The sequence below is a fragment of the Streptomyces sp. NPDC104309 genome (assembly GCF_055584025.1).
The window spans coordinates 17,005-42,731 of sequence record NZ_JBVJMV010000047.1; the positions used below are offsets into that span (position 1 = coordinate 17,005).

Here is a 25,727-nt window from a genome sequence, read left to right on the forward strand (position 1 = left end):
GAATAATGGGGGCGCGTCGCGGTGAAGTCGCCGGCCCTCCTGGCGGGGGAAGGCACGCTTTCCTTCTTCCCCCTCCGGGAGGGCGAGCACTACTTCAGGGCGCTCTGCGAGGGGACCACGACTCCATAGAGGTCCTGGATCGTGGCGAGCGCGGACTCGTGAACCTGCTTCGCGGGGACACCGTTCGGGCTGCCGTTGAGAGGGAGGGGCCGGGTTGCGGAGGCATCAGCCACTACGGTGGGCTTGTTGCCGTTGAGGAATGCGCCCTGAGTGGTGAACAGGGTGCACATGTTCGTCATGAATCCGGCGATGATGACGTTCTCGTTCCCAGCCTTTTTGACCTCTTCGGCGAGATCGGTGCCGTGGAAGCCGTCCGGGACGGACTTCTCGTCGACGGGCTCTCCCTTGGCCGGCTTGAGCGCCGGAATGATCTGGCCCGCCTTCGACTTCAGGTCGTAGCCCTTGTCTACGATGTGAATGACCGGCGTCCCCGCCTTGCGGGCACGCTTGAGCAGAGCCTCGGCGTTGTTCACCGCCGCGCGCCATCCGTCGAGCTCCATCACACCCTCGGTGTAGGTGTTCTGGTAGTCGACCAGGATCAACGTCGCGTCGGAGAGCTTCGCGGGTGTCTCGTCCAGCTTGTTGAGCTCCCGCAGCGTCGTCGTGTCCTTCGCGACGTTCTTATCCGCGGCGGGTGACGACGACCGGCCCGTGCGCGGGGCTGCCTCGGAATTGCCGCCACACGACGTCGCGGTGGCGGCGAGAACGGTGACCACACCCAGCGCGACGACTGGACGCAGCAGCCTCATCAGACGATCTCCTTCTGCGACGGAACGACGACCCCGTACAGGTCGGCGATGGTGGCGAGGGCGCTGTAATGCACCTGGCAGGCATCGAGGTCGACGCCGGCCACGGGCAGCGACCGGGTCGCGGTGGCGTCGGCGACGACCGTGGGGTGGTTTCCGCGCAGGAAGGCGCCTTGCGCGGTGAACGCGACGCACATGTGCGTCATCCAGCCGGCGATGATGACCTGCCCGTCCGGAACGTGCGTGCCCAGGTCGGTCTCGTGGAACGCGTTGGGGGCCCGCTTGACGACCACGGGCTCACCGTCGATCGGCGTCAGACGGGGGTGGATCTGACCGATCTCGGCCCGGATGTCGTACGGGGTTCCCTCCCCGCCGTCGTTGATGACGTGTACGACCTTCGTGCCCTCCTGGCGGGCTCGCGCCAGCAGTTGCGCGGCGGCGTCGAGCGAGGCCTCCCAGCCGTCGAGTTCCATCACACCCTGGGTGTAGGTGTTCTGGAAGTCGACCAGGATCAGCGTCGAATCGGCGAGCTTCGCGGGCGTTTGATCGAAGCCGTTGAGCTCGCGCAGCGTCGTTCTGGACATGGGTGTACCGCCTTCGAATGTCGTGTGAGGGGTATCAGCCCGAAGAGTGCGGTGGGCTGCGTTCAAAACGCTATGGCCCAACCGCTGTGTCAGCAATGACGTCTAACTTGCAGATACGGACATGCCGTTCACTCGTGCAGCGTTCCGCAGCACGCGACAAGTTGTGAAGTCTGGGGGGAATATGCCGCGTTACACAAGGATTCTCGCTGCCGGGATTCTGCCCACGGTGGCGGTCGCCGTACTCGGCGGATGCTCGTCGTAGGTGCCGGAGACCGCCCCGGACCGCGAGCGGCACGGTGATTCCGGTTGGGCCGAGCAGTGCGGGCACGGGTGGCGCTCGACGTCGTCCGCGTCGATCGGGTGTGCGGTGTGAGGTCCGCCATGACCCTGGATGCTGTCACCAACCATTCCCGGAGCGTGCCCCCGTTCTATTTGTGAGTGAGAACGAGTGGTGACAGCCGATCGGCGGTTCCGGCCGCCCACGCGGAGCGTTTCCGATCTCGCTCCGGAAAGGAACGATTCTGACAGTCACCCGACGTGCGGCCGTGGCCTCCGCCCCGGCCCGGCGGGTCGTCGTGATCGACTTCCGGCCGCCCGTCCAAATTCGGCCGTCCCGACTGTCGGTTCATCGCATGGGTATAAGGCTGGCGGCATGGCGCTGGAGCTCTTTCAGGTGAACTTCAAAGCCCGGGATGACTTGGAGCTGGGCCGGTTCTGGGCGGAGGCGCTCGGCTGGAATGTTTCCAGCGTGGAACCCGGTGCGACCAGCGTTGAGCCCGTGGGTTCCGCGTGGTCGGACCCCGCCGCCGTCCGCGTCGATGTCGTCGCCGTCCCGGACCCCGAAACAGTGAGAGACCGCGCGCACATCGAACTCGCCACCACCTCTGCGGCCCATCACGCGGAGTTGGTCACGCGCCTGAAGGAGCTCGGCGCGACGCCCGCCGATGGGGGCCGGGGCGATCTCCCGCGGACAGTTCTGGCCGACCCGGAGGGCAACGTGTTCTGCGTCCTGGGGCCTTGGAAGATCTACCGGGACACCGGGCCGATCGCCGCGGTGGTCGTCGACTGCGCGGACCCGCGGGCCATGGCCCGGTTCTGGGGCGAGGCGATGGACTGGACCCTGCACGAGGTGGCCGACGATCATGCGCTGCTGCGCTCCGCCAAGGGTGTCGGCCCGTGTCTGGAGTTCCTCAGCACGCCCCACCTGAAGGACATGGGGCACCGCGTCCATCTCGACCTGGCGCCCTACCCCGTTGACGGCCAAACGGCGGAGGTGGCCCGGCCGAGGCCCTCGGCGCGACGCCCGCCGACGCAGGCCGGGGCGACTTCCCGTGGAAGGTTCTGGCCGACCCGGAAGGCAACGAGTTCTGCGTCCTCGGCCCGGCCTGACGTGGAGCCTCCCCGCCTGCTCCGCCACGCCCACGCCACCGAACTCGTCAATGACGGCGTCCTCATCGAAGTCGTCCGCCGCCGCCTCGGCCACGTCTGCGCCGAGACCACTCAGCTCGCCGACAGAATTGTCGACAACCAGTTCCGCGCCGCCCGATGCCACCGCCGACCGGCGCTGACACGGACAGTCCCGAGCCCTCGATCCAGGGTGCCCATCGACAGCCGGAAGACAGAGGACACCGAAGCAGTCCCGGTCAGCCCGCCCGCTGATGAGGCCGCGCCCAAGGCCGCCGCCGTGCCGCGCTGCCGGCGGGTGGCCCCTGCACGTCTCCGCAGCCGCATTTGGTCGTGACGATCTCCGGCCGCCAGTACCCGGCCGAGCCCAGTACCCGGCCGAGCCCAGTACCCCGGCCGAGCCCAGTACCCGGCCGAGCCCAGCAGCCGGATGGGCCCGGCCGCCGCCCTCTACACCGCCTTGTGCACCACGTGCGGCGGACCGTACGTCAATCCGTGGCGCCGTGTCCGGCCCTGACCTGGTCAGTCGTCGGTGTCCTCCTCGTCGACCGCATCCGGGTCGCGCAGGGGGCGCAAGCCCTGGCCGGGGCCGCCGGCCTTGATGTTGAACAGGCAGCGGCCCAGGAAGTTGATGTGCCGGTCCTTGAGCGGGGAGAGGCGGACGACGTCCTCCTCCTCGATGTCGTGACCCTCGGCGCGCAGCTGGGCGACGGCGGCGTCCAGGTGGCGGGTGTTCCACAGGGTATCCGGTGCAAGCTGGCGGATGATGGGTGTTCGTGCAGGTAGAACGTTTGCGGTCGTGTCCGTGAGAGATCGGTGCCAGAAGGTCTCGCGACGGGGCCCTTCATGGTCTGAGGCAGCGTTATTGCGCCAGGCGACTTCGAATACCTGCTCCTTCGGCAGCCCTGGCGGATAGGCTCGACCACATCCGCGAGATCACCGACGCTCTGGTTCGGGGCACCGAGGAGTCGTCGATGCAACACCTGGACCCGCGGTATGTCGCGCGGCTCGCCACGTATGGGACCGTGGCCACGCGCCTGTCTCTGCTGAGCGACCATCGGCTCGGTGAGGTCGTGGCCGCCGCGACCCCGCTCGGGTCCGGCATCGGCGGCAGGTCGGCGGAGCTGGACATCGACGGCGCGCGGGTGTTCGTCAAGCGGGTCCCCCTGACGGACACCGAGTTGCGGCCGGAGAACGCGCGGTCGACGGCGAACCTCTTCGGACTGCCGATGTTCTACCAGTACGGGGTGGGCTCAGCCGGGTTCGGGGCCTGGCGAGAGCTGGCAGTGCACGTCATGACCACTAACTGGGTCCTCGGGAACGAGTACGAGGGCTTTCCGCTGATGTATCACTGGCGCATCCTGCCCGACTCCTCTCCCGAAGGGTTGGCCGACGGGTTCGGGGGCATCGACGGGGCCGTCGCGCACTGGGAGGGCTCATCTGCCGTGCGCGAGCGCCTGAAGGCTATCGGCCGGTCTTCGTCCAGCCTGGTGCTCTTCTTGGAACACGTCCCGCAGACGCTCGGCGACTGGCTGCACGACTACCGGACCGCCGCGCCGGAGGGCGGAGAGGGCTCGCCGTATCTGTGGGTGGAGGAGGCCCTGGAGCGAGGGACTGCCTTCATGAGCTCGCACGGACTCGTCCACTTCGACGCCCACTTCGCCAATGTCCTGACCGACGGTCGACTGCTGTACTTCGCGGACTTCGGACTCGCCCTGAGCTCTGGCTTCGAACTGTCAGAGGCCGAGGCAGAGTTCCTCTCCAACCATCTCGCATATGACCGTTGCCACACCATGAGCCATCTACTCCGCCACCACCTGCCCGATGGGCTCCGCGGCGGTATGGAACACGAGGCGTTCCTGCGCGAGTGGATCGCCGGCCACCGGCCCGATGGTGTCCCGCGCGAGATCACCACGATCGTCGACCGGCATGCCCGAGCCGCTGCGGTCATGGGCGAATTCGCCCGCCGTCTGCTCACCGAGAGCAAGCAGACGCCATTTCCGGCCGCCGAGATCGGGCGGGCCTGGAGCACTGAATCCGCGGCGCCCTGCTGAGGCCGGATTGCCGCAGAAGATCGCCGTCAGGACGTCTCGGGATGGGTGGTGTGCCGGGGGCCGAGGCGGCATCGTAGTTCGAGGTTCTCGCTCTGCGCGGCTTCGAGGGCCTGCCGCAGGGCTTGGACCTCGTCGCGGTGCCGCCGCTTGAGTTCGGCGAGCTGGGCTGTGAGGGTGCGCACGACGTTGCTGGGCGAGTCGCCGGGCGGCTGCGTGGCTGGCCGCGGCGGGTGGTTTCGAACAGGAGGTCCGGCAGGTCGATCCCGGGAAGCATCGCCTCCGTGGCGGTCTTCAGCCAGGTCGGCGACTCCGGCTCGCCGAGCGCGCCGAGCTTGTCCACCGACGGGCGAGCACGGCCGCCGCACTCGGGGACGACGATCTCGACCTTCGCCTCACCTCCGGCCTCGGTCAACCGAAGACATCGGACTTGATCGTCGAAGGGCTGTCCCGTAATCCCTGGCGGGCGCGCGACGACAGCTACTTCCCCAAGCTCTCGGCTGCGCTCGAACAGGGGAGGCCCCATCCTCGCCGCGTTGTCGGAACTTCCGCATACATCCAGTATGCGGACGTCTCTCCGCCTTGCGATGCACCGCATTTGACGCCGCGCGCTGATCCACCACGGATTGCGGGACAGCACTTAGTCGGGCAGGTGGAGGACGGCGAGGGCCGCGGTGTCGTCGTGGAGGCGGTTGTCGCTGTAGCTGAGGAGATCGTGGTGGAGTCGGTCGAGGAGTTCCCGGGGCGGAAGAGGGCCCCAGGACAGGACACGCTGCCGGAGGGGGTAGAAGGCACCGGTGGCATCGCGTGCCTCGGTGACGCCGTCGGTGTAGAGCAGCAACTGGTCGCCGGGGGCGAAGGGGTACTCGTCGATCCGGTAGGTCTCCGTGAGGAGCACGCCCAGGTTGAGGGGCGGTGCGGGGTCGGCCGTCTCCAGTTCGGTGACGCTGTCGGCGCGGATGAGCAGGGGCGGGGGGTGGCCGCAGTTGACGATGCGGACCACGTGACGGCGGGGGATCTCCGCGAAGACGGCGGTGACGAAGCGCTCGCCCATGTCGCTTCCGGCCAGGCGGGCGGCCCTGCGGTTCATGCTCCTCTCCGCCCGGCGGGCAACGGCGGCGAGATCGGGTTCGTCGTGGGCGGCCTCGCGGAAGGCACCCAGAAGGGTGGCGGCCGTCTCCACGGCAAGGAGGCCCTTTCCCCGTACGTCGCCGATGACAAGGCGCAGTCCGTACGTGGTCGGGACGGCCTCGTAGAGATCACCGCCGATACGCGCTTCCGCGACGGCGGACAGGTACAGGGTTTCCACCTGAATGGGGCCGATGCGGTGGGGGACCGGGCTGAGCAGGACACGCTGCGCGATCTCGGCCACGAAACGCACGGTGGCGAGGGTGTGTTCCCGGCGCACACGGTGGGCGGCCAGGATGGTGCCGAGGACACCGACCAGAGCGGTGCACACGTAGGCGGTCACGTAGTGGCGGTCCCACACGTAGCTCACCGGGCGGCCCGCGCAGCACGGGGTGCCGGCCAGGACCCCTTCGAAGACGATCGCGAACACCGTGACGGCTGCGACGGCAGCGGGGCCGTGGGCGAAGGCGGCGATCACGGGGAGGGCGATGAGCAGGAAACTCACGGGCCACTGCACGGGCGTGATGGGTTCGACCACCAGGATGGCCGCGACGTAGAAAGCGGGCAGCCAGCGCATCCACGCGGGTGCGGCGGGCACCGGCGGGCCCTCGCTGTCAGGCGGTGCCGCCGGGCCGTTCACCGCCCCGGAGCGACCTGGCCACCTCACTGCGTGCTCCGGCGCGCAGTCGGCGGCGCGACCACGGACGCTGCCCCGCCGAAGCACGGAGCCACCGTGCGGCCCGAACGTGGACGACGCTCCCGGCGGCTCCACTCACACAGCCCGTACACGCGGAACTCCTGACACAAGGGGTGGTCAAGACGTCCATCCTGCTGCGGCGCGAGGTCCCGGGCCGGTCATTGCTCCAGCCCATGGCATGTCAGGACGGTGCGGCCGGCGAGCAACGACGCCATTCCGTCGTATCGCCCGCTTCACCCTCGCGTGCGCCCTCGACGGGGCGCTTCGCGTGCTGCGGACAGGCATCGACGTGGCGCACCGCGACCCGGGACGCCGCGGCTGCGCGGTTTTCGCGTGAACCGAATGAGGAGATTGACGTGCACACGTCTTGACTGATGGGCGCTGTCGCACACACCGTTGCTGGGCCGTTCTTCACAAGGGGGGGTACGTGAACCGCAAGTTGCTCGGGGCGTGTACGGGCCTGGCGCTCTTCGCTGTGGTGATTGCCCTGTCGGCGCCCGCTTCCTCCGAGCCGCGACCGGGGCCCACGCATGCCTTGCCCCTGGGCGCCGTCGGCCTGACCGAGACCCGCAGCACGCGGACGCTGCAGCCCGGTGTCACCCTCACTCGGATCGTGCGCGGCGCCGACGCCCCGGCGCTCGCGTGGACGATCGAGGTCTCCATACCCGGCGGCGCCACCTCGCCGGACCCCGACGCGCCGCCGTCGGCGCTGAAGGATCGGGCGAGCGCCGACGAGCTGGCCGCCGATGCGCGGGCGGACGGCTTTGACGCCAGGGTCGAGGAGGTCACGACTCCGGCGGTCGCCGACTACGCCGGTGGAACGCTCGGATGGCGGGTCCGGGTCGGGCGGTTCGACACGCAGTCCGCCGGGACGGCCGAGCGCACTCGGCTGAAGGGGGCCGGGTACACCGGGTCCGTCGTGTACACCGGCTGGGACGGAAACCCCGACGACCACGGCCCCTGGCGGATCGACGTGCTCACCATCGACCCGGACCGGTTCCGCGGCAGGCTCACGGCGTCGTACGGTCCCGACCTGGAGAACCGCGAGAGAACCAGTGAGCTGGCGGCTGCTGCCGGCGCGACCGCGGCGGTCAACGCCGGGTTCTTCGTCCTCGACCCGAGCGCCGGAGCACCGGGCGATCCGGCCGGCGTCGGCGTCTACGCCGGCCGGCTGCTGAGCGAGCCGGTGAACGGGCGCCCCGGCCTGGTGATACGCGACTCCGCCCGACACAGCGAGGTCGCCCGGTTCACCTGGAAGGGACGGGTCGTCAGCCGGGACGCGTCGCAACCCCTGGACGGTGTCGACCGCGTACCGGGCTTGATCAGGAACTGCGGCGGCACGGCCGGCGACATTCCGACCGCGCTGCCCCTGCACGACGTGACCTGCACCGACCCCGACGAACTCGTCGCCTTCACGCCCGACTACGGACGGCGGACGCCGCAGGGCGACGGCCTTGAGGCCGTACTGGACAGCCGTGGGCGAGTCCTCGAACTGCGCTCACCGCGAGGCGGGCCACTGCCGGCCGACGGCAGTTCCGTGCAGGCGACCGGCACCCGCGTCGCCGAACTGGCCGCCCTGGCGCGGGTCGGCCGGCCCCTGCACATCGAGGGGACGTTGCGGGACAGCAGCGGCCGCAGGGTCTCCCCGTCACCGGCGACCAGCATCCTCAACGGTGGTCCCGAACTGGTCCGCGACGGACGGCTGCACGTCACACCCGCCACCGACGGGATGGTGCAGCCCGGCAACGCGAGCTTCTACTACGGCTGGATGCACAAGCGCAACCCGCGCACGCTGGCCGGGGTGGACGCCGCAGGCAGGACCGTGCTCGTCACCGCCGACGGGCGCAGCACGGAAGCGCTCGGGCTGAGCATCCCCGAGAGTGCAGCCGTCGCCCGAGCCCTCGGCCTGAGCGACGCGGTCAATCTTGACGGCGGCGGCTCGACCACCATGGTGGTCGACGGAGAGGTGATCAACGCCCCGTCCGACGCGACCGGTGAACGCCCCGTCGGGGACGCACTGCTGATCCTGCCGGACCGGGGCTGACCCGGCCTGGTCCGAGAACGCCCTTGCCGCCGACCGCCGACACCAACCGCCGGGAGCCGTCATGACCGCCGTCCCGATCCGCCGATTCCGCCTCCTGCTCGTGCTTGCCGCGCTGCTGTTCGCCCTGGCATCGACCACGTCCGCGCGCGCCATCGTGCCGGCCGGGTCGGCCGCACGGGAGACGGGCGGGTCCGGCACCCCGTCCGGAGGTGCCGAGGTCGTCGCGGTCACTCGGGTTGCCGAGCGGCAGGTCGACCTGTCGGTCCGTTCACCGGCCCTCGGCGGCCGGACGGTGAACGTACGTCTGCTCACGCCCGATGGCTGGGACCCGGGCGACCGGGGCCGGCACTGGCCGACGCTCTGGCTGCTGCACGGTTGCTGCGGGGACTACACGTCGTGGACCGGCCGGACCGACATCGCGCGGACCGACAGCCTGCGGGATGTCCTCGTGGTCATGCCGGAGGCCGGCTGGAACGGCTGGTACAGCGACTGGTGGAACCACGGGCGGGGCGGTGACCCCGCGTGGGAGACCTTCCACACCAAGGAGTTGCGCCTCCTTCTCCAGCACGATTGGGGGGCGAGCGGCAACCGCGTCGTGGCGGGGCTTTCGATGGGTGGGCAGGGTGCTCTGCTGTATGCCGCCCGCCACCCCGGGATGTTCAAGGCGGCCGCGGCGTACTCCGGCTCCGTGCACCCGATGCTGAACGACGAGTCGGTGGACCGCATCATGGGGTTCTTCGCCGGTCAGGGCGATGACCCGCTGAGGGTCTGGGGCGACCCGGTGGCACAGCGTGACGTCTGGGCGTCCCACGACCCGTTCCACCTGGCCAAGCGCCTCAGGCCGATCCCCGTCTACCTGTCGTGCGGTGACGGCACCACCGGCCCCTTGGACCCGCCGGGCACCACGAGCCCGCTCGAGGCGGACTTCAACAGGCAGAATCAGGCCCTTGCGAGTGAGCTCGAACGCAAGGGCGCGAAGCACGTCACGACTCACTTCTACGGGCCGGGGACCCACGGCTGGGCGTACTGGCAGCGTGAGTTGCACGCCTCGCTGCCGGTGCTCCTCCAGGCCCTCGGGGTCGGTGACTGAACGGCCACGGCGACCAGATCTTCCGGGGCGGTGAGGCAAGTTCGACGGGCTCATCGCGGGGCGGGCCGGTGCGGCGCGCAGTTCGGGGTCCTCGGCCGCGGGCACAAGCTCCTCCGCCCCGCCAGGCAACGCCGACCACTACCTGGCTGGGCTCATCCTGGGATTCGGCGAAAGGCCTCAGATTCGACGAAGGGCCTCAACCAGTTTCAACCTGCGGACTGACCGGACGTCGCGGCACCCGCGTACACGCGGCTCGCGAACTCGGCGATCTGTTCGTCGCTCAGATTCTTCGCGAGATTGGCCTCCGTGATCATGCCGATCAGGCGGTGGCCACCCTGGACGTCGATCACCGGCAACCGCTTGATCTGGTGTTCCTCCATGGTTGTCAGGACATCGGTGGCGTCCGCTTCGGCATCGATCCAGTGCACCTTGGCATTGAGCGATCCGGCCTGCACGGTTGCCGGGTCGATGCCCTCGGCACAGCACTTGATGATGATGTCACGGTCGGTGATCAGGCCTGTGAGCTTGTTGTTGTCGCCGCAGATGGGCAGGCAGCCGACGTTCAGGTCGCGCATCATCTTCGCCACGTCGAACAACGACTGGTGCGCGCCCACGCACTGCACGCCGCCGGACATGATGTCTCGCGCTCGCAGCTTCGCAGCCATGATTTCCTCCCGTTCACGACAGAGCTTTCTCCTCCTCATCGATCACAACACGAATGGCCCAACACCGCTCCCTGGAAGCGTCCGCGATACGGGGATCCCGAGCGCCGCGCCCGGCCGGAGCGGGTCCGTGCGGCGGCGGCCGAGGCGGGCTTCGGGAAGCGGCCGGGACACGGCACACACGGCACGGCCGGCATCGCGGCGGGGCAATGATCGGCATTGCGGTTTCGGGGATACGGCCCGTGCGCGGCCGGGAGCGCCACGGGCCGTATCCTCCGTTGCCGTGTCGAGCCGGTGGGGGCCGGCCGAGCGCACGGACGGCGCACTTTCCACGATCCTGCCGCGTGTGGGGAAAGCAGTTCGTGGGCGTGCCGCTCAGGAGGGAGGCACGGCGATCCGGGCGACCGCGGCCGGAAGCCCGGCGACGCCGAGCCGTCTGTCGACGGCATGCGGCTGGTGGCAGCGGCCGTTGCCGGATCGTTCTGTCGGAGCGTCGACCGGCTTCGGCTGCCCACCGTCCGGGTCCCGGGCGGTCAGGACGGGGCGTACGGGCTGACTACGTCCACGACCCAGGTGACGCCGAACCGGTCTTTGAGCATCCCGTACAGAGGCGCCCACGGCGCAGGTCCCAGCGGTTGCAGGACGGTCGCGCCGTCGGAGAGCCTCTCCCAGTACCTGGTGATCTCTTCGGTCGTTTCGCCACGGAGGGAAACGAAGAACGCGTTCTCGCCCTGACTCCACGGCATGCGCGAGGGAACGTCATAGGCCATGACGGCAAAACCGCTGTCGGCGGTCACCTGGCCCCACATCACCTGGTCCGCCTCGGAAGGTTCCTGGACGTTTCCGGCGTCCTTGTACGTGACCACGACCAGGTCCCCGCCGAACACGGACTGGTAGAACGCGAGTGCCGCACGGGCGTCGCTCCGGAAGTTCAGGTGGGTCGCAGCGTTGACGGACATGGCTGGCTCCTTGCGATCATGAGGTTCGGCCTTCCTGGCCTGCTCGACGTCCACGATCACAGGAGAAGCGGCCAGGTTGTGGCCGCTTCTCCGGGCGATACTGGCGCCATGCCGAAGACATCAGCGCGATTGCTGTCGCTGCTCTCCCTGCTCCAGGCACGCCGGGACTGGCCGGGGGTGCTCCTGGCCGAACGGCTGGAGGTCAGCACGCGCACCGTGCGCCGCGATGTCGACCGCCTGCGCGAACTCGGCTACCCCGTCGTGGCGGCCAAGGGCCCGGACGGCGGCTATCGGCTCGACGCAGGCACGGAACTGCCCCCGCTGCTGTTCGACGACGAACAGGCCGTCGCCCTCGCCGTCGCACTACAGATCGCCGCCACCACCGGTGCGGGGATCGAGGACGCTGCGGCGCGCGCGCTGAACACGGTCCGCCAGGTCATGCCCGCACGGTTGCGCCACCGGATCGACACCTTCCGGGCCACCGCCGTCGAGCGGCCCACCAACCGACCGGAGCCACAGGCCGACAGCGGTGTGCTCATGGCCCTCAGCGCCGCCGTCCACGCCCGCGAAGTGCTGCGCTTCGACCACACCCCCGTCTCTCCGCCAGGCACCGGCGACGACGGCCCCGCCGCGACTGCGCCGCGCCGGGTTCAGCCCCACCACCTCGTCACCTGGGGCGGGCGCTGGTACCTCGTCGCCTGGGACCTCGACCGCGAGGACTGGCGCACCTTCCGTGCCGATCGGATCACCCCGCGCACCCCCGCAGGGCCCCGCTTCACCCCACGCGAACTGCCCGGACGTGACGTGGCCGCCTTTGTGGCGAGCAGATTCCGGGGCTCCGACGGCTCTGGCGACTGGCCCTGCCGCGGTGAGGTGATCCTCGATCTGCCCGCCGCGGTTGTGTCCCGTCACACTCACGACGGAGTCGTCGAGGAATTCGGCCCGAACCGCTGCCGACTCGTCCTGGGCTCGTGGTCCTGGCCCGGCCTGGCCGCCGCCATCGGCAGGTTCGACGCCGACATCGAGGTCGTCGGCCCGGCCGAGCTCAAGGGTGCCTTCGCGCACCTGGCCCGCCGCTACGCCGACGCCGCAGACGGCACACCCGCCACGCCGCCCCCGGCCCGATGAGTCGGGCGCCCATCGACCGCGGTTCTGGACGGATGGGCAGTGCGACGAACCGAGGCGGTGCGGCGCCGTCACCACCGCCGTCGCAGCCTCTGCCCGGATTCTTGCCTCTGCATGGTTGTTTGTTGTGAACGATCCGGGTCTGCGCAGTACCTTTGCAGGTTCTGCGCAAAGACGGCACGCGATCTCGCGCTACCCCCTTCCTGGGCTCCGGGCGGGAGATCTGATCTCGTTCGATCCTCCACGCAACGGTGACGGGGGATGCGCAGAAAGTCATCTCCTCGGCCGCCATGGGCCCTTACCTCGTGCCTACGGTTGCGGTGATCACGCCGAGCGGCGTGGCCGGAAAGGACTGACGAGTTGTCCACGCACATACCGGGGCGCAGACCCCGGTCGAGGCGCAGATACGCCCAAGTCGCCGCAGGCGCAGCCCTGTTAATGGTCGCTCCGTTCGCGCTTCTGCGCGGGAGAGTGGGCCCTGGTATCCGCGTGCGGAAAACGCGCGGGCGTGGCCCGGGCTGTTACCTCGTCAGCTCGGCCGTCGCACCAGTCAGGAGAAGGATGAAACCCGGACGGTTCGAAGAGAGGATCGACGCCGCAGAGCTTGCTCCCCGGCTGCGGCACGTCCACTGGATCGGCGGCGGGAGCGGCGCGGGGTAGTCGACGATTGGCGGGCCGCCGACCGGGTGTGCCTCGCGGCGCGTCGGTTGGTTCCGCGCGCCCCGTGCGGTGATCATCCGCTGGAGGTGCACACGGTGCGGGAGGAGGTCACGGATGGGCGGAAGACTGTCGAGGGGCAGGGGGAGTCGCCGTCGCTCGCGACCCACGTACCGCGCACTGGCTGTGGCCATGGCCCTCTGCGCCCTGTCGGGCTCCGGCTGCTCCTCCGAGCCGGCCCCGCCTTCCGGCCCCGGTGCGGCGGCCACGCCGCAGAAGGACCCGTCCGGGTGCCGTCGCACCCTGGTGGGTGTGGCGCACCCCGACGACGACCTGTTCTTCCTGAACCCGGAGATCACGCGGACCATTCGGGACAAGTGCCCACTCCATACCGTCTATCTGACCGCAGGAGACGATGCCATCGCGGATCGCGTCAAGGCGCTGGAGTACGTGGACCGCAGGGAGTACGGGGTGCGGGCAGCCTATGCGGCCATGGCGGGCGCAGCCGATGACTGGGACCAGTCCGATCTGCAGGTCGACGGCGTCCGGGTCCGGTCGTTCCTGCTCGACGGCCGGGCCCACGGCGCTGACATCCGGTTGACCTTCCTCGATCTCCACGACGGGCTTCCGCAGGGTCAGGACGCGAACAGCGTGCTGAGACTATTCGACGGAAACAAGCGGAGCGTCTACGGATTCCTGGGCGGCGTGAGCTACAGCGAGGAACGGCTGCTGGCGGCGCTCACCACCCTGGTCAGGAGCAGCCGTGCGGAACGTGTCCTGACCATGGACCACGACAACGCGTCGTTCGCGTTCGGTCTCGGCGGTGGTGTCGACCACAGCGACCACAGCATTGGAGCCCGCTACTTCAGGAGAGTGGGCTACGCCCTCGGAGTTCCCGTCACGTCGTACCTCGCATACACGATGTCGGCGAGGAAGGCGAACCTCACTGCCGGGCAGGCAGCGGACAAGGAGCGGGTGGCGCGTTGGTACATCGCCAATCGCCAGTGCCGAGCCACGGGGTGGTGCGCGAACGTACCGCCCTATCGCGGATCGCTTCAGGAAGACTGGAAACTGTGGATCCATCGGCAGTACGAACAGGTCCATCGCTCTCCACGGCCCGGTGAGGTCCTCGGGGACATCGGCCGGACCACGTACTTCACCGGTACGGATCCGGCCCAGTGCCTCGACGCGGCAGACGGTTCACCGGGGGCGGCGCCCCGCTCGGTCCGCATCCACGGGTGTGACGGTTCCGCCCGGCAACGATGGGGGATGAGGCAGAACGGCACGATCGGGCTCCGGAACGAGCCGGACTCCTGCCTCACGGCCATCGGCTCGGGGGTCGGCCTCGAACCCTGTCACGGCGGCAGCACGAACCAGCAATGGACCCGCGTGCCCTGGAAGAGCCCGACGTGGAAGCGCACGGCATGGCGGATCCAGGACAGCGGCAACCGCTGCCTGTACCAGGACGACCGTGAGCTCCCCGCCCGTTGGAACGATCGGGACCACCCCAGCCCCCGGCTGACCCTCTCCGACTGCAACGCGCCGGCCCGGCCCGAACAGTACTGGCAGTGGGGCGGGTGAAGCCGCCGTACGGGATGGAGGTGAAGCCGTATCGGCAGCCGGTACCGGTGCGCTCGCGTATTCAACTGCCGGGCGGCAAAGCCGACCAGACGGGGCGTGACCTCCCGGGGCGTATCGGCTCCATGTCCCGACGATCGGGACCTGGTGGCCGCAGCGATCCAACTCGGCTGTGGAGGATGCGCGTTGTGCCGAGAATCGGCCGTTTCGGACGTGCCCTCCATTGGCTCCCACACGGAACTCCTGACGTTCTTCTGACACAGCCGGCACTTCTTGCAGCGCCGACGACGGTGTTGCGGAGAGCTCCGGGCCGGGGCAGCCGTCCAGATCCGGGCCGGCGGCGGCGAGGTCGCCGAGGTCGCGCTCGACCAGAGGCCACACGGCTTCCCGAGGGTTCAGGTCCGGCGCGTGGACGGGCAGCTGGAACACGGTGAGCCGGTCGGCGTCCGCGGCGATGGACTCGCGCAGTGTTGCGGTGCGATGAGCTGGACGGTCGTACAGTGCGTAGGACTCAACGCGCGGCCGAACGCCCCGACATCACCTGGTCAAGTTCAGTAGCCAGGGCCTCTCGTCCGGATCAGGCCGGGCTGATCCGGCCTGATCCCAACGAAAGGCTCTAGGCCTGCGGGACGTCCTTGACGAACACGATGCCGTCGCTGTCCGCCAGGTGGGCCGGGTCAAGCGGGGCGTAGCCGAACCAGGGGGATACGCGGGGCGCGGGCTGCGTTTCGCCGAGGGCGGTGGCCAGCCGTTGGGCGTCGATGACGCAGCGCTCCTCCGAGAGCGCGTACAGGAGTCCTTCGATGGTGTCCGGTGGCGGCGTCTCCACTCCCTGGTGCCGGATCGTGCCGAGGGCCGTGGCCACGAAGGCGTATTCCTCGCCGAGCTGGGCGCTCACCAGCGCACCGGCGCTCCACCACTCCACCGGCCCCTCCCACAGCCGCATCGTGCTCTTCTCCCGCTGGAGATGGGAGTTGTTGGCGTGGATGAGCGCCGGGCCCCGTTCGCCGAGAGCGAGGAGGTTGTGGGCCATCATCTGGCCCCGCAGGCCCACCAGTCGGGTCATGCGGGCCGGTGAGGTGTCGGCCATCCAGTAGTGGTAGCGCAGCAGGCCGGTGGCGGTGCGCGCGTACAGACGCGCCCGGTCCCACTCATCCCGCGAGGACACCGTGATCAGGTGCGGCATCTGCTCATCGAGCAGCGCCACCAGCTCGTCGGTGAGCAGCCGCAGCCGGCTGGCCTCGGCCGACTGCCCCACGGACTGGGCCGGGTCCGTCATCGCGGCGGAATTGGTCCATCGGTCGTCGGTGCCGAGCAGGCGGTCGAGTGTTTCCGCGGTGCAGGGGAGCAGGTCCGCGTCCCCCCGGGCCGAGAGGTAACCGTGGAGTGCGGTGAGGGCCTGCCGGGGGCTCGCGGCGTGAGTGATCTCCAGCGGGCCGTCGAAGCCGGCGAAACGGAGCCGCTCGGACGCGGGCCGGCCGTCGTTGTCGGCGCGGACGTTGTAGGCGCGCATCCAGCGCACCAGCTCACGGTTGGGCGCGGACACGTTGAACCACCCGTGGCTGAAGCCGCGCTCCATGACCTCGTCGAGGGTGCCCGTGCCCGAGGTGACGTAGTCGTCCACGACCAGGCCCATCATGCAGTCGCTCTCGATCGCGATCGTCCGGTAGCCCTCCTGTTCGACGAGCTGCCGGAAGAGCTCATTGCGCAGATCGAGCAGAGTGTTCTCGCCATGGGTGGGCTCGCCCAGCGCGAGCAACCGCGGCCGGGTCGGAAGCAGTCTCATGACGGCGGCGGCCTCAACGGCATGGGCGGTGTCCTTGATGTCAGTAGCCATGCCTTCAACGGTATCGTTGAACCTTCGGTGGAAACTTTTTCGCGGTATGGGCGGGCTCATGGGGAAAAACCTTCAAAGAGGCGATCGACTCAGGCCGATTGATCTGGCGCGCGGGCACGGTCTGTCCACCCAGGCGATCAGGAACTACGAGGAATCCGGCATCCTTCCGGCCGGCGGACGCACGCCCCACGGCTACCGCACCTATACGCCACTGCACGCGGCTGCCCTGCGTGCGTTCCTCGCCCTGGTGCCCGGCCACGGCCACCAGGCAGCGACGTCGATCATGCGGGCGGTGAACCAGGGCGCGCCCGAGGAGGCGTTCCGCCTCATCGACGAGAGTCACGCCCAGCTCCTCGACGACCGTAGGACCCTCCAGGCCGTGGAGCGGGCCCTCCGCGACCTGGAGCCCACCACCGCGTCCGAGCACGGTCCGGGGTCCGGGCCGGCCGCGGTGTCCAGGCCCGGCGGCACGTTCATCGGGCCACTGGCGGACAAGCTCGGTATCCGGCCCGCGACGCTGCGCAAATGGGAGCGCGCCGGGCTGGTGCGCCCGCGCCGCGATCCACGGACCGGATACCGCGTCTACGGCGAAGCCGATGTGCGGGACGTCCGGCTGGCCCACCAACTCAGGCGGGGTGGCTACCTGCTGGAGCAGATCGCCCCGCTGATCGCCCAGGTGCGGGCGGCCGGTGGGCTGGAGCCGCTGGAGGCCGCACTGCACGACTGGCGCGGCCGGCTGTCCGCCCGCGGGCGGACGATGCTGACCGGGGCCGCCGAGCTGGAGGCATACCTCCGCGAGCGGGGAGGCGACTTCGGCCGCCGGCCGCAGGGACCAAGAGCCACGGACGGTTCTGTCTCGGCCGACCTGTCCGTCGATGTCGGCCTGGACCCGGGCTGAGCCCGACTCATCCTCGACCGCAGCCGGATCACGCAGGGGCTGCAAGACACCAGGCAGATCGGGGAGTTGGAAGGAGCGCCGGCCCAGCGTGTTGATAGAGCTCGGCCGAGGTCCGTTCCACCCACGGCGGCGTCTTCAGCTTCTCCTTCGCCGCCTCCCGCCCGCGCGGGCCACCAGCTTCGCCGCGATCACTACTTCTCCAGTGGCCGAGATCCCGCGATGGCTGAGCCGAGCACGAGTGAGGACCGTTGATGTGGCAGTCCGTCAGTTGTCCGATGCCGAGTGATACGCGGTTGCCGGGGATCCGAACGCCGATGCCTCCTTCTGGTGGCTATGCGCCCTGCCCGGAGGCGGTTCTGCGCAGGAAGTCGTCGACCATGGACGTCTGTACGGCTGCGGAAAACCGCCTGGGGTCGAAGAGCGCCTGGACGGTGAGTCCGTGGACGAACGCCACTGTCTCGGCGGCGAGTTGTTCCAGATCCGCCGTGGCGGCCACTTCCCCCAGTCGGCGAGCGTCCTCAAAGTGCGCGCGGATCGTTGAACGCATACGCGTGTAGCGATCTGCCTGTGCCGTGCCCACCTCCTCGTCGGCCAGAGCGAGGTCCCAGGAACTCACCCAGATGCGGTTGCGCGCCGTGTCGTCGGTGGTGAGGGGCAGGATGTCCAGCAGCACTTCCCTCAGCGCCGCCAGTCCCGCGGTGGGCCGATGGCGGCGGGTACGTTCCGCGGTGCGCTTCTCCAGGATGCCCAGGGCGTGAATGACCAGGGCGCGCTTGGTGGGGAAGTAATGCATGAGCATGCCGGTCGAAACGCCCATGGCGGCGGCGACGGCACGCAGCGTCAGACCGTTGAACCCCTTCTCGCCAAGCACTTTCCACACCGCCTCGGACACGTCTTCTCGGCGGGCTTCTCGGTCTCCTCGTGCTGGTGGCATGCGTGTTAGCTTACATACCGAACGCTCGTTACGTACTCAGGATGGGATGAGGCAATCATGTTCACGCTCACGTTGGACGACCACGCTCAACTGCGCCCCCTCGAACCATGGCAGGCATCGGAGTTCCTCGCCCACATCGACCGCGCCAGGCCGTATGTCGACCCGTGGATACCGTGGGCGACGCTCAGCACCGACCTCGACTCCGCCGCGGCGGTCCTGCAGCGGTACGCGGACAAGCAGGCCCAGGACACGGCCCGGATCTACGGCATCTGGCTGGAGGGCACGCTCGTCGGGGGCGTCATGTTCACCACCTTCGACGCCGACTCCGGGGTGTGCGAGATCGGCTGCTGGCTGGAGGCCGCCGGGCAGGGCCACGGCCTGGTGGTCAAGGCTTCGCGGGCCTTGATCGACTGGGCTTTCCAGGAACGCGGGATGAGCCGGGTCGAGTGGTGGGCCGCAGCGGGCAACGTCCGCAGTATCGAAACCGCGCGCAGGCTCGGCATGACCCGCGACGGCGTACTGCGGCAGCGGTACCCGTACCGTGGCGCGCGGCACGACAAGGAGATCTGGTCGGTCCTCCGCGACGAGTGGAGCACTCCGTCCGCGTCGGTCACGCGCAGTTGAGAGCACGGTCCGCCATCCGACGGCGAAGTTTTCCTCCCGCGGCGAGGCCACCACGGGTCTTCCCAGGGCGAGGCCACCGCGGGTTGGGATCCGGCCATCGGACGGTGCGCAGCCCGATGGCCGACGCGGTCGGGACAGGGCATCGAGGCGATGTCCGGTTCACTCGGACTGTATGGCCGGTTGGCGGACTGCACGGCCGGTTGTGCGTCGACGGATGCGTTCAGTGACGGGTGCTCGGACATGAGCGCCCCGCGTACGGGGCCGGGTACGGCCTGAATCTCCGGCCGAACGGTGTGGTGGCGCCTGTCCGTCCCACCGGCCACCCGCCTTGTGCCCCGTCGAGACCCTCACGTGAGCGGTGAGTCGTGTGGGGGAGGGACGTAGGGGCGGCGTGTCCGCGGGTACCGTCCGCCGGAGCCCGAGATGCCGTGAATCAGGCCGTATATCATGTAATGGCGCCATGAGAGTGTGGCGCGGGCAGCATGTCGTCTCCGACTTCGGAGAGAGAGCATGGCCGCAGGCGAAGAAGACGAGACAGAGCGTCTCCGGCGTTCGTCCAGCAAGAAGACCGCCAGGAAGGCCGGCGACGCACGCGACAGCGGCCGGACGGGCGGGACGAAACGGGCGGCCCGCGGGGTGTCGACACCTCAGGCCATGCGGTACGCCGCCGAGCAATTGCGGGAGCTGCTGGGCCGGGCGCCCGAGTCCGTGTCGGCCGTGAAGCCGACCGAGGACGGCTGGCAGGCGGACGTCGAGGTCCTGGAACTGGAACGCGTTCCCGGCACCACGAGCGTCATGGCGAGCTACCGGGTGACGCTGGACAAGGACGGCGAGCTGGTGGCGTACGAGCGCACCCGTCGCTACACCCGGGGGCAGATCGACCGGAGCGGCTGAAACACCGGCCGCCATCGGCACCGTCGACGGGAGAACGTACCGGCTACGCCCCGAGGCCGGGGTGAGCCGCTGAAGGGAGGCACCATGACTGTGGTGCCGCAAGGCGGAGGAGCCGTCGCCAGGGGTGGAGGAGGGTCCGGCAATCTCTACGACATCGTCGATCTGATTCTGGACCGCGGCCTGGTGATCGATGTCTTCGTGCGTGTGTCACTGGTGGGCATCGAGATCCTCAAGATCGACGCCCGCATCGTCGTGGCGAGCGTGGACACGTATCTGCGCTTCGCGGAGGCGTGCAACCGCCTCGACCTGGAGGAGGGCCGCAAGGCGCCGTCCCAGCTGACCGACCTCGTCGGAGAGGTGACAGAAAGCGGATCCCACGGCAAGGCCAAGGGCGCTCTGAGCGGGGCGGCCGAAGTCCTGACCGATGCGCTCAAGGGAGGTCATGACGACGAGGAGACCGAGGAAGCCGAGGAGAGGCGGGAGCGGCCGAGACGCCGACCTGCCGCCCGGCGCCGGAAGGAGTGAGTCATGGCCGTGTACGTCTACACCATCGTCGCCAGGACGCATCCACAGCGCCTGGACGGCCTGGCAGGGGTAGGGGACCCGCCGACGGAACTCCGCACCGTGCACGCCGCGACGCTGTCCGCCATCGTCAGTGACGCCCCGGAGGGCTTGCGTCCCAAACGCCGGGACCTCGGCGCGCATCAGGCCGTCCAGGAACGCCTGATGGACGACGGTACGGTTCTGCCGCTGCAGTTCGGCTTCACCACGACGGATGACGACGCGGTACGAACGGTGCTGGAGCAGCGTGCGGAGCAGTTCCTGGAACGTCTCCGGGTGCTGGAAGGATGCGCCGAGTACAACCTGAAGGCCGCGCAGGACGAGAACGCGCTGCTGTGGCGGATCCTGCGGGAGTCCGAGGAGGCGCGCAGGCTCAACGACGAGATCAGGAGCGGCCGAAGCAGTCCGGAACTGCCGCTTGCCCTGGGCGAATTGGTGGCCCAGGAAGTTCAGGAGCGCGAGGACGGGGCGGCCGCGGGGATCGTGGAGTCCCTCCGCAAATTCGCGCGGGAGGAACGTGCGGCGCAGCCGAGGGGAGACGATTTCCTCAATGTGTCCTTTCTGGTGGACCGGGAAGAGGAAAAGGCATTCCTGGCCGCCGAGCAGGGCCTCGCCGAGGAACTCGGCTCGGAGTACGACCTGCGGCTGCGTGGACCACTGCCCGCGTACAGCTTCGTCCAGGAGGTGCCATGGGACTCCTGACCCAGCTCGTCACCCTCCCACTGGCGCCCGTGCGCGGAGCCGCGTGGGTCATCGAGCGCGTCGTCGAGGAGGCGGAGAACAAGTACTACGACCCTGGGCCCGTCGAGCGGGAACTCGCCGAACTCGAACGACGGCTCCTGTCGGGAGAAATCGATGAGGACACCTTCGACCGGCGCGAGGACGAACTGCTGGACCGGTTGGACGAGATCAGGGCCCACGCCCGGGGAATCGACAGCTGACCGCGGTTTTCGCCACACGGCGAGAACGCCGCCCCACGCCTACGTCGAGCCGCCCCACGCCTACGTTGACACGTGGGGGAAGCAGGGAATCGAGGTGCAGCGGACGTGACCGAACCCGTTGCCAGGAGGCCGGGAGATCTGCCGTTCCGGTCCACTCCCTACGGTCAGGGCTCCTCGGCCAACCTCGCCGACATACTGGAGCGGGTCCTGGACAAAGGGATCGTCATCGCGGGTGATATCCAGATCAACCTCCTGGACATCGAACTGCTCACCATCAAGCTGCGTCTCCTGGTCGCGTCGGTGGACAAGGCCAAGGAGATGGGGATCGACTGGTGGGAGCACGACCCGTCGCTGTCCTCGCGAGCCCACGACGGATACCGCACGCTCACCGAGGAGAACAAGCGTTTGCGTGCCGAGATCGAGGCGTTGCGCGAGGGCGATGAGCCGCTCACGGACGGGAGCGAGGAGGACCGCCCCGCGGTTGGCCGCCGTGCTCCGCGCGCCGAACGGCCCGGGCAGTCCCGCCGTGACGGGAGGCGGGACGAGCCATGACCGAGGTCATTAGCTACGCGTACGCCGTCGCACGGGACGACGGAACCATGCAGGATGCGCTGGCCGGGCTCGCCGGGGTATCGGGGGCGTCGGTCCGTCTGGTGCGCGTGGAGCCCGGTGACGATCTGGTGGTCGCCGTGAGTCCGGTACCCGAACGGGACTTCGCGGAGGCCGCGCTGCGGGTACATCTGGAGGACCTGGACTGGCTGGAGTCGACGGCCCGCGCCCATCACCGGGTGGTCGAGGCGCTCGCTTCCCGTACCGCTGTCCTGCCCCTGCGCCTGGTGACGGTGTACCTCGACGACGAGAGGGTGCGGTCCATGCTCCGGTCCCGGCGTGACGCGTTCGCCTCCCGGCTCACCGAGCTGGCCGCCCAGGTCGAATGGGGTGTCAAGATCTATGTCGACGAGCCGGCCGGTGAGGTGTCGGCGGAAGAGCCCGCCGACGCGGGCCTGAGCCCCGGCCGGGCCTATCTGAGCCGCCGCAGAGCCCAGCGACACGCACGCGACGACGCCTACCGCAGCGCCGAACAGGCTGCCGAGCGGGTCGAGTCCGCCGCCCGCGCCCATGCCGTCGAACGCGTTCGGCACCGCCCGCAGCAGGGCGGACTCGCGTCCGGGACGGGCGAGAACGTCACCAACGACGCCTACCTCGTTCCCCTCCAGTACGCCGACGACTTCCAAGCCGACGTCGTACGGGCGGCGGACGGCCTCACCGGAGTGCGCGTCGAGATCACGGGCCCGTGGGCCCCCTATTCGTTTGTCACCCCGGACGCACCGGAACCCAGAGAGAGCGCGGCGCCGTGAGGCCGGCGGGCGGGCCGCCGATCGCGGCGGAAGAGCCACTTCCGGAACGCCAGGTGGCGCTGATCGATCTGTTGGACCGCCTGCTCAGCGGAGGCGTCGTCCTCACCGGAGACATAGTGCTGTCGATCGCCGACATCGACCTCGTACGCATATCCCTGCGCACGTTGATCGTCTCCATCAGCGAACAGAACCCCTCCCCGTGGGGTACCACTCCATCACCCGTAGGAGACGATGATGACCGGTGAGGAACACCGGCCCCGCAGCCGCCTCGACGACATCGCCGAAGCCGCCGACCGCGCCTTCCGGCTCCTGCCCGCCTCGCCCGGGAGCTACCCGCCCCTCGGAGGGACGGCGCCCCGACGGCCGGCCCGAAGAGTCACCACCGACCCCGACACGGTGGAGCGGGACCTGATCAAACTCGTCCTCACCCTCGTCGAGTTGCTGCGACAGCTCATGGAACGCCAGGCGCTGCGGAGAGTCGACGCGGGGGATCTCACAGAGGAGCAGGAAGAACGGCTGGGGGCGACGCTGATGATCCTGCACGACCGCATGACCGAACTCTGTGCTCGGTACGATCTCTCGATGCGCGACCTCAATCTGGATCTCGGTCCCCTCGGAACTCTGCTGCCGCCCGGTGAATGACCCCGAGAGGCGGCACGCAAGCCGGTTCTTCGAAGTCGGTTCTTCGAGGAGATGAGAGACCGAGAATCGGACGTGTTGGAGCCTGCTGCCCGGCGATGGGCACGGTCCCTGCCCAGCAGCCCGCCGACGCCGGCCGCGCACAGCCCTGCGAAGCTCGTGGGCTCCCTCGCGATTTCGATGCGCCCAGGAACTGGCGTACAGCCCGACGGCGATGGTGTTCGACGCCGCGGCGACCGCCGGGCACGAGGTCCATCCCCGCTCCACGCAGATGGTTGCGGGTGCGCAGGGAGGCTGGTGGGGAGCGTCACCGCGCCTGTCGGCCAGCCCAGTGCCTCATTCCTCCTCGTCTTCTTCTTCGTCCTCCTCCTCCCATTCGACGTCATCAGCGTCGTCGTCAGCTTCTTCCTCCGCCTCGTCGGAATCGGTCTCCTCCCGGTCGTACTCCTCGTCTCCCTCTTCCTCCTCTTCTCCTTCGCCTTCTTCCTCGTCCTCAAGGGCCTCTTCGTGGGTCCGTACGACCTCGCCGTCGCGGATTTCGCCGCGCCAGCCCTTCGGTTCCTCGTCGGTGAGCGTGACGTAGCGCTGGAAGTGCTTGAGATCCAGTCGCATTCTCCGGCCTTGAGCGCGCCAGAGATTTCCGGTCTTCTCGAACAGTCCCGAGGCGTAGTACTCGACGACCAGCACAATGCGCGTCAGACCGGGGGCCAGTTCATGGAAGCTCACCGCGCCTCGCGTCGACCCCTTTGCGCCCTCGGAGGTCCAGACGATGCGTTCGTCGGGCACCTGCTCCTGGACAGTCGCCTTCCAACTCCGGGTCGAAGGACCCACCTTGGCCTTCCAGTCGCTTTGCGTCTCGTCGGCCGAGGAGACGTCGCGTACGCCCTTGGTGAAGCTGCTGAACTTCTCGTAATGTGTCCAGTGGTCGTAGGTCGTGCGCAGGGGAACCCCGACGTCGATCACCTCGATGATGTTGGTGACCTTCTGGTCGCCTGATTTACGACCCTTACCGCCGCCGAGAACATCCTTGGCTTTCTTCAGGACATTGTCCTTGACGTTCTTCGCCGTCCCGGAAAGTATGGCTTTGACGGGAGAATCGCCACCGAGGAGGTTCGCTCCTATTCGGGAGAGTGACCCGCCGTTGTTCGCGACATCGGTGAGCTGGTCCGTCACATTGATCAGCTTGTCGCCCGCCCTCTCGGCCAGGTTTCCGACCCAGGCTGTCAGATAGTCCGCGACTTCGTCGCGAAGTCGATCGATTCCCGATTCCACGTTCTCCTGCTGCCGCTGTGCCATGACTGGTCACCTCCGGCGCTCGGCACGTGGTGGGGTTTTATCTGCGCTCTTCTTCGCAGTGGAAGGTGCCTTCTTGCGTGGGGCGGTCTTTTTTGCTGGGGGCTTTTTGGCGGCAGTCTTCTTGGTTGCGGACTTCTTGGCCGGTACGTGGTTCTTCGTCGGTTCCTGCTTACGCCCGTTCCCTTCCGTGGTGTCTCCCCGGCTTGCCGTTCGGGCGGAGGCCGGCTTCTCCGAGGCGCGACTCTTCGTCTTCCGCTCTGCAGCGGCGCGGGACGCGCGGGAGCGTGGTCGCTCCTTGCGCTCCTCCTCCATCTCCTCGGGTTCCTCCTGCTCGTACTCTTCTTCCGGCTCCTCCTCGTTGTCCTGCTCGAACTCCTCTTCCGGCTCTTCCTCTTCTTCCTCCTCCCTCTCCGCCTTGCCTCCGCCGCTTTCGAGTTGGAGAGTCCGTTCGCGGAGCGAATCGGCGAGTGCCGTGAGGCGACGGTCGGCGGTAGCTGTCACGGCCTCACGACCGGCCGCCATGACTTCCCCGCGCAGCTGCTCACTCAACTCCGCGACCTGCGGTATCTCTCCGAGTTTGCGTACTCCTTGACTCACGAGTTGTCGCGGTTCGAACCCGAATTGACGCCCGGCGACATAGGAAGCCACGGTGAGAGCGAGTCGGCCCTTTTTTGTACGTCCCAGTACGTAGCCGCCGGCCAGTGCTACGGCGAGCAACAACCTGTTTCCGTCAGTCATGGGCGGGTCACCCTCTCATGGGTGTCGGACCGGGCCGCAATACGGCGGCGTTGTTCTCCCCCTATCTCCAGGGTGATCGCTGCCGGGAACTGTGCATCTTGAGCGCGCCAGGACGCCGGGAAGCCGCCGTGACCGTGGTGAGTCCCGCCGCTCCTGCGGGGCTCGGCGCCGGACGATACGCCCGCGCCGTCGCCGTAGCGCGAGCGCCGGTACGAACACATC

Annotated in this window: 26 protein-coding genes and 4 pseudogenes; 16 read left to right on the forward strand and 14 right to left on the reverse strand. The window is 68.8% G+C overall.

The features are described 5' to 3' along the window. Positions 1-89 precede the first annotated feature (89 nt). From ACZ68L_RS38805 to ACZ68L_RS38815, 3 genes are all read right to left on the reverse strand, one after another. Positions 90-809 (reverse strand): cysteine hydrolase family protein, encoded by a 720-nt coding sequence (locus tag ACZ68L_RS38805; protein WP_469587365.1) that lies wholly within the window; start codon positions 807-809, stop codon positions 90-92. Beyond that, complete coding sequence (locus ACZ68L_RS38810) at positions 809-1,390, reverse strand: isochorismatase family protein (RefSeq protein WP_469587367.1); 582 nt, start codon at positions 1,388-1,390, stop codon at positions 809-811. The genes ACZ68L_RS38805 and ACZ68L_RS38810 overlap by 1 nt, the downstream gene beginning before the upstream one ends. A 189-nt stretch (positions 1,391-1,579) precedes the next feature. After that, positions 1,580-1,798 (reverse strand): zinc finger domain-containing protein, encoded by a 219-nt coding sequence (locus ACZ68L_RS38815; protein WP_469587370.1) that lies wholly within the window; start codon positions 1,796-1,798, stop codon positions 1,580-1,582. Positions 1,799-2,042: 244 nt separating this feature from the next. Here ACZ68L_RS38815 and ACZ68L_RS38820 point away from each other — a divergent pair. Then, a pseudogene (locus ACZ68L_RS38820) lies at positions 2,043-2,779 on the forward strand (VOC family protein). A gap of 537 nt (positions 2,780-3,316) precedes the next feature. Here ACZ68L_RS38820 and ACZ68L_RS38825 read toward each other — a convergent pair. Next, positions 3,317-3,535 (reverse strand): annotated as a pseudogene (locus tag ACZ68L_RS38825) (Tn3 family transposase); the annotation flags it as partial. A gap of 233 nt (positions 3,536-3,768) precedes the next feature. Between ACZ68L_RS38825 and ACZ68L_RS38830 the strand changes: the two are divergent. Next, positions 3,769-4,848, forward strand: coding sequence for a protein kinase family protein (locus ACZ68L_RS38830; RefSeq protein ID WP_469587373.1), 1,080 nt, complete (start codon positions 3,769-3,771; stop codon positions 4,846-4,848). A gap of 26 nt (positions 4,849-4,874) precedes the next feature. On the opposite strand, the gene ACZ68L_RS38835 is transcribed toward ACZ68L_RS38830, so the two are convergent. From ACZ68L_RS38835 to ACZ68L_RS38845, 3 genes and pseudogenes are all read right to left on the reverse strand, one after another. Next, positions 4,875-5,030: a hypothetical protein gene (locus tag ACZ68L_RS38835; RefSeq protein ID WP_469587470.1), complete on the reverse strand. Its 156-nt coding sequence runs from the start codon at positions 5,028-5,030 to the stop codon at positions 4,875-4,877. Between the two features lie 53 nt (positions 5,031-5,083). Next, positions 5,084-5,263, reverse strand: a pseudogene (locus tag ACZ68L_RS38840) (hypothetical protein); the annotation flags it as partial. A 222-nt stretch (positions 5,264-5,485) separates the two neighbouring features. Beyond that, a complete protein-coding gene (locus ACZ68L_RS38845; RefSeq protein WP_469587465.1) occupies positions 5,486-6,550 on the reverse strand; it encodes a PP2C family protein-serine/threonine phosphatase in 1,065 nt (354 codons plus the stop codon). 547 nt (positions 6,551-7,097) lie between these two features. Between ACZ68L_RS38845 and ACZ68L_RS38850 the strand changes: the two genes are divergently transcribed. Further along, the gene (locus ACZ68L_RS38850) at positions 7,098-8,714 is read left to right on the forward strand and encodes a phosphodiester glycosidase family protein (protein WP_469587376.1); all 1,617 of its coding nucleotides are present in this window, start codon (positions 7,098-7,100) and stop codon (positions 8,712-8,714) included. Between the two features lie 61 nt (positions 8,715-8,775). Continuing rightward, the gene (locus ACZ68L_RS38855) at positions 8,776-9,804 is read left to right on the forward strand and encodes an alpha/beta hydrolase (RefSeq protein ID WP_469587378.1); all 1,029 of its coding nucleotides are present in this window, start codon (positions 8,776-8,778) and stop codon (positions 9,802-9,804) included. Between the two features lie 206 nt (positions 9,805-10,010). On the opposite strand, the gene ACZ68L_RS38860 is transcribed toward ACZ68L_RS38855, so the two are convergent. Next, positions 10,011-10,469, reverse strand: a complete 459-nt coding sequence (locus ACZ68L_RS38860; protein ID WP_469587380.1) for a CBS domain-containing protein — start codon at positions 10,467-10,469, stop codon at positions 10,011-10,013. A gap of 530 nt (positions 10,470-10,999) precedes the next feature. Continuing rightward, positions 11,000-11,425 (reverse strand): VOC family protein, encoded by a 426-nt coding sequence (locus ACZ68L_RS38865; protein WP_469587383.1) that lies wholly within the window; start codon positions 11,423-11,425, stop codon positions 11,000-11,002. A gap of 108 nt (positions 11,426-11,533) precedes the next feature. Between ACZ68L_RS38865 and ACZ68L_RS38870 the strand changes: the two genes are divergently transcribed. After that, on the forward strand, positions 11,534-12,553 hold the full coding sequence (locus ACZ68L_RS38870; RefSeq protein WP_469587386.1) for a helix-turn-helix transcriptional regulator: 1,020 nt from the start codon (positions 11,534-11,536) through the stop codon (positions 12,551-12,553). An 846-nt stretch (positions 12,554-13,399) separates the two neighbouring features. Further along, positions 13,400-14,788: a ricin-type beta-trefoil lectin domain protein gene (locus ACZ68L_RS38875; RefSeq protein WP_469587389.1), complete on the forward strand. Its 1,389-nt coding sequence runs from the start codon at positions 13,400-13,402 to the stop codon at positions 14,786-14,788. Positions 14,789-15,121: 333 nt separating this feature from the next. Here ACZ68L_RS38875 and ACZ68L_RS38880 read toward each other — a convergent pair. Beyond that, a pseudogene (locus tag ACZ68L_RS38880) lies at positions 15,122-15,268 on the reverse strand (transposase); the annotation flags it as partial. Positions 15,269-15,401: 133 nt separating this feature from the next. Further along, complete coding sequence (locus ACZ68L_RS38885; RefSeq protein WP_469587391.1) at positions 15,402-16,622, reverse strand: erythromycin esterase family protein; 1,221 nt, start codon at positions 16,620-16,622, stop codon at positions 15,402-15,404. 58 nt (positions 16,623-16,680) lie between these two features. Here ACZ68L_RS38885 and ACZ68L_RS38890 point away from each other — a divergent pair, with 58 nt between their 5' ends. Continuing rightward, positions 16,681-17,520, forward strand: a complete 840-nt coding sequence (locus tag ACZ68L_RS38890; RefSeq protein ID WP_469587394.1) for a TioE family transcriptional regulator — start codon at positions 16,681-16,683, stop codon at positions 17,518-17,520. 331 nt (positions 17,521-17,851) lie between these two features. Here the strand turns inward: ACZ68L_RS38890 and ACZ68L_RS38895 are convergent, their stop codons facing one another. Then, positions 17,852-18,454 carry a TetR/AcrR family transcriptional regulator gene (locus ACZ68L_RS38895; RefSeq protein ID WP_469587397.1) on the reverse strand — a complete coding sequence of 201 codons (603 nt, stop codon included), beginning with the start codon at positions 18,452-18,454 and terminating at the stop codon, positions 17,852-17,854. Between the two features lie 57 nt (positions 18,455-18,511). Here ACZ68L_RS38895 and ACZ68L_RS38900 point away from each other — a divergent pair, with 57 nt between their 5' ends. The 9 genes from ACZ68L_RS38900 (at position 18,512) to ACZ68L_RS38940 (ending at position 23,474) form a co-directional block, all read left to right on the forward strand. Beyond that, positions 18,512-19,078 carry a GNAT family N-acetyltransferase gene (locus ACZ68L_RS38900; protein ID WP_469587400.1) on the forward strand — a complete coding sequence of 189 codons (567 nt, stop codon included), beginning with the start codon at positions 18,512-18,514 and terminating at the stop codon, positions 19,076-19,078. A gap of 510 nt (positions 19,079-19,588) precedes the next feature. Further along, on the forward strand, positions 19,589-19,972 hold the full coding sequence (locus ACZ68L_RS38905; RefSeq protein WP_469587404.1) for a gas vesicle protein GvpO: 384 nt from the start codon (positions 19,589-19,591) through the stop codon (positions 19,970-19,972). A gap of 84 nt (positions 19,973-20,056) precedes the next feature. Beyond that, the gene (locus tag ACZ68L_RS38910) at positions 20,057-20,497 is read left to right on the forward strand and encodes a gas vesicle structural protein GvpA (protein ID WP_469587406.1); all 441 of its coding nucleotides are present in this window, start codon (positions 20,057-20,059) and stop codon (positions 20,495-20,497) included. A 3-nt stretch (positions 20,498-20,500) separates the two neighbouring features. Then, positions 20,501-21,235 carry a GvpL/GvpF family gas vesicle protein gene (locus ACZ68L_RS38915; RefSeq protein WP_469587408.1) on the forward strand — a complete coding sequence of 245 codons (735 nt, stop codon included), beginning with the start codon at positions 20,501-20,503 and terminating at the stop codon, positions 21,233-21,235. Beyond that, positions 21,223-21,474: a gas vesicle protein GvpG gene (locus tag ACZ68L_RS38920; RefSeq protein WP_469587409.1), complete on the forward strand. Its 252-nt coding sequence runs from the start codon at positions 21,223-21,225 to the stop codon at positions 21,472-21,474. Before ACZ68L_RS38915 ends, ACZ68L_RS38920 begins: the two co-directional genes overlap by 13 nt. A 105-nt stretch (positions 21,475-21,579) precedes the next feature. Next, positions 21,580-22,026 carry a gas vesicle protein gene (locus ACZ68L_RS38925; protein WP_469587412.1) on the forward strand — a complete coding sequence of 149 codons (447 nt, stop codon included), beginning with the start codon at positions 21,580-21,582 and terminating at the stop codon, positions 22,024-22,026. Further along, a complete protein-coding gene (locus ACZ68L_RS38930) occupies positions 22,023-22,832 on the forward strand; it encodes a GvpL/GvpF family gas vesicle protein (protein ID WP_469587414.1) in 810 nt (269 codons plus the stop codon). Before ACZ68L_RS38925 ends, ACZ68L_RS38930 begins: the two co-directional genes overlap by 4 nt. Continuing rightward, positions 22,829-23,077: a gas vesicle protein gene (locus ACZ68L_RS38935; RefSeq protein ID WP_469587417.1), complete on the forward strand. Its 249-nt coding sequence runs from the start codon at positions 22,829-22,831 to the stop codon at positions 23,075-23,077. The genes ACZ68L_RS38930 and ACZ68L_RS38935 overlap by 4 nt, the downstream gene beginning before the upstream one ends. Next, positions 23,067-23,474 carry a gas vesicle protein K gene (locus tag ACZ68L_RS38940; protein ID WP_469587418.1) on the forward strand — a complete coding sequence of 136 codons (408 nt, stop codon included), beginning with the start codon at positions 23,067-23,069 and terminating at the stop codon, positions 23,472-23,474. The genes ACZ68L_RS38935 and ACZ68L_RS38940 overlap by 11 nt, the downstream gene beginning before the upstream one ends. Before the next feature lie 333 nt (positions 23,475-23,807). Here the strand turns inward: ACZ68L_RS38940 and ACZ68L_RS38945 are convergent, their stop codons facing one another. Together ACZ68L_RS38945 and ACZ68L_RS38950 are read right to left on the reverse strand one after the other, a co-directional pair. Then, entirely contained in the window at positions 23,808-24,767 is a 960-nt protein-coding gene (locus tag ACZ68L_RS38945) for an SRPBCC family protein (protein ID WP_469587420.1), read from the reverse strand. A gap of 6 nt (positions 24,768-24,773) precedes the next feature. Continuing rightward, entirely contained in the window at positions 24,774-25,505 is a 732-nt protein-coding gene (locus ACZ68L_RS38950) for a histone protein (protein ID WP_469587422.1), read from the reverse strand. Between the last annotated feature and the right edge of the window lie 222 nt (positions 25,506-25,727).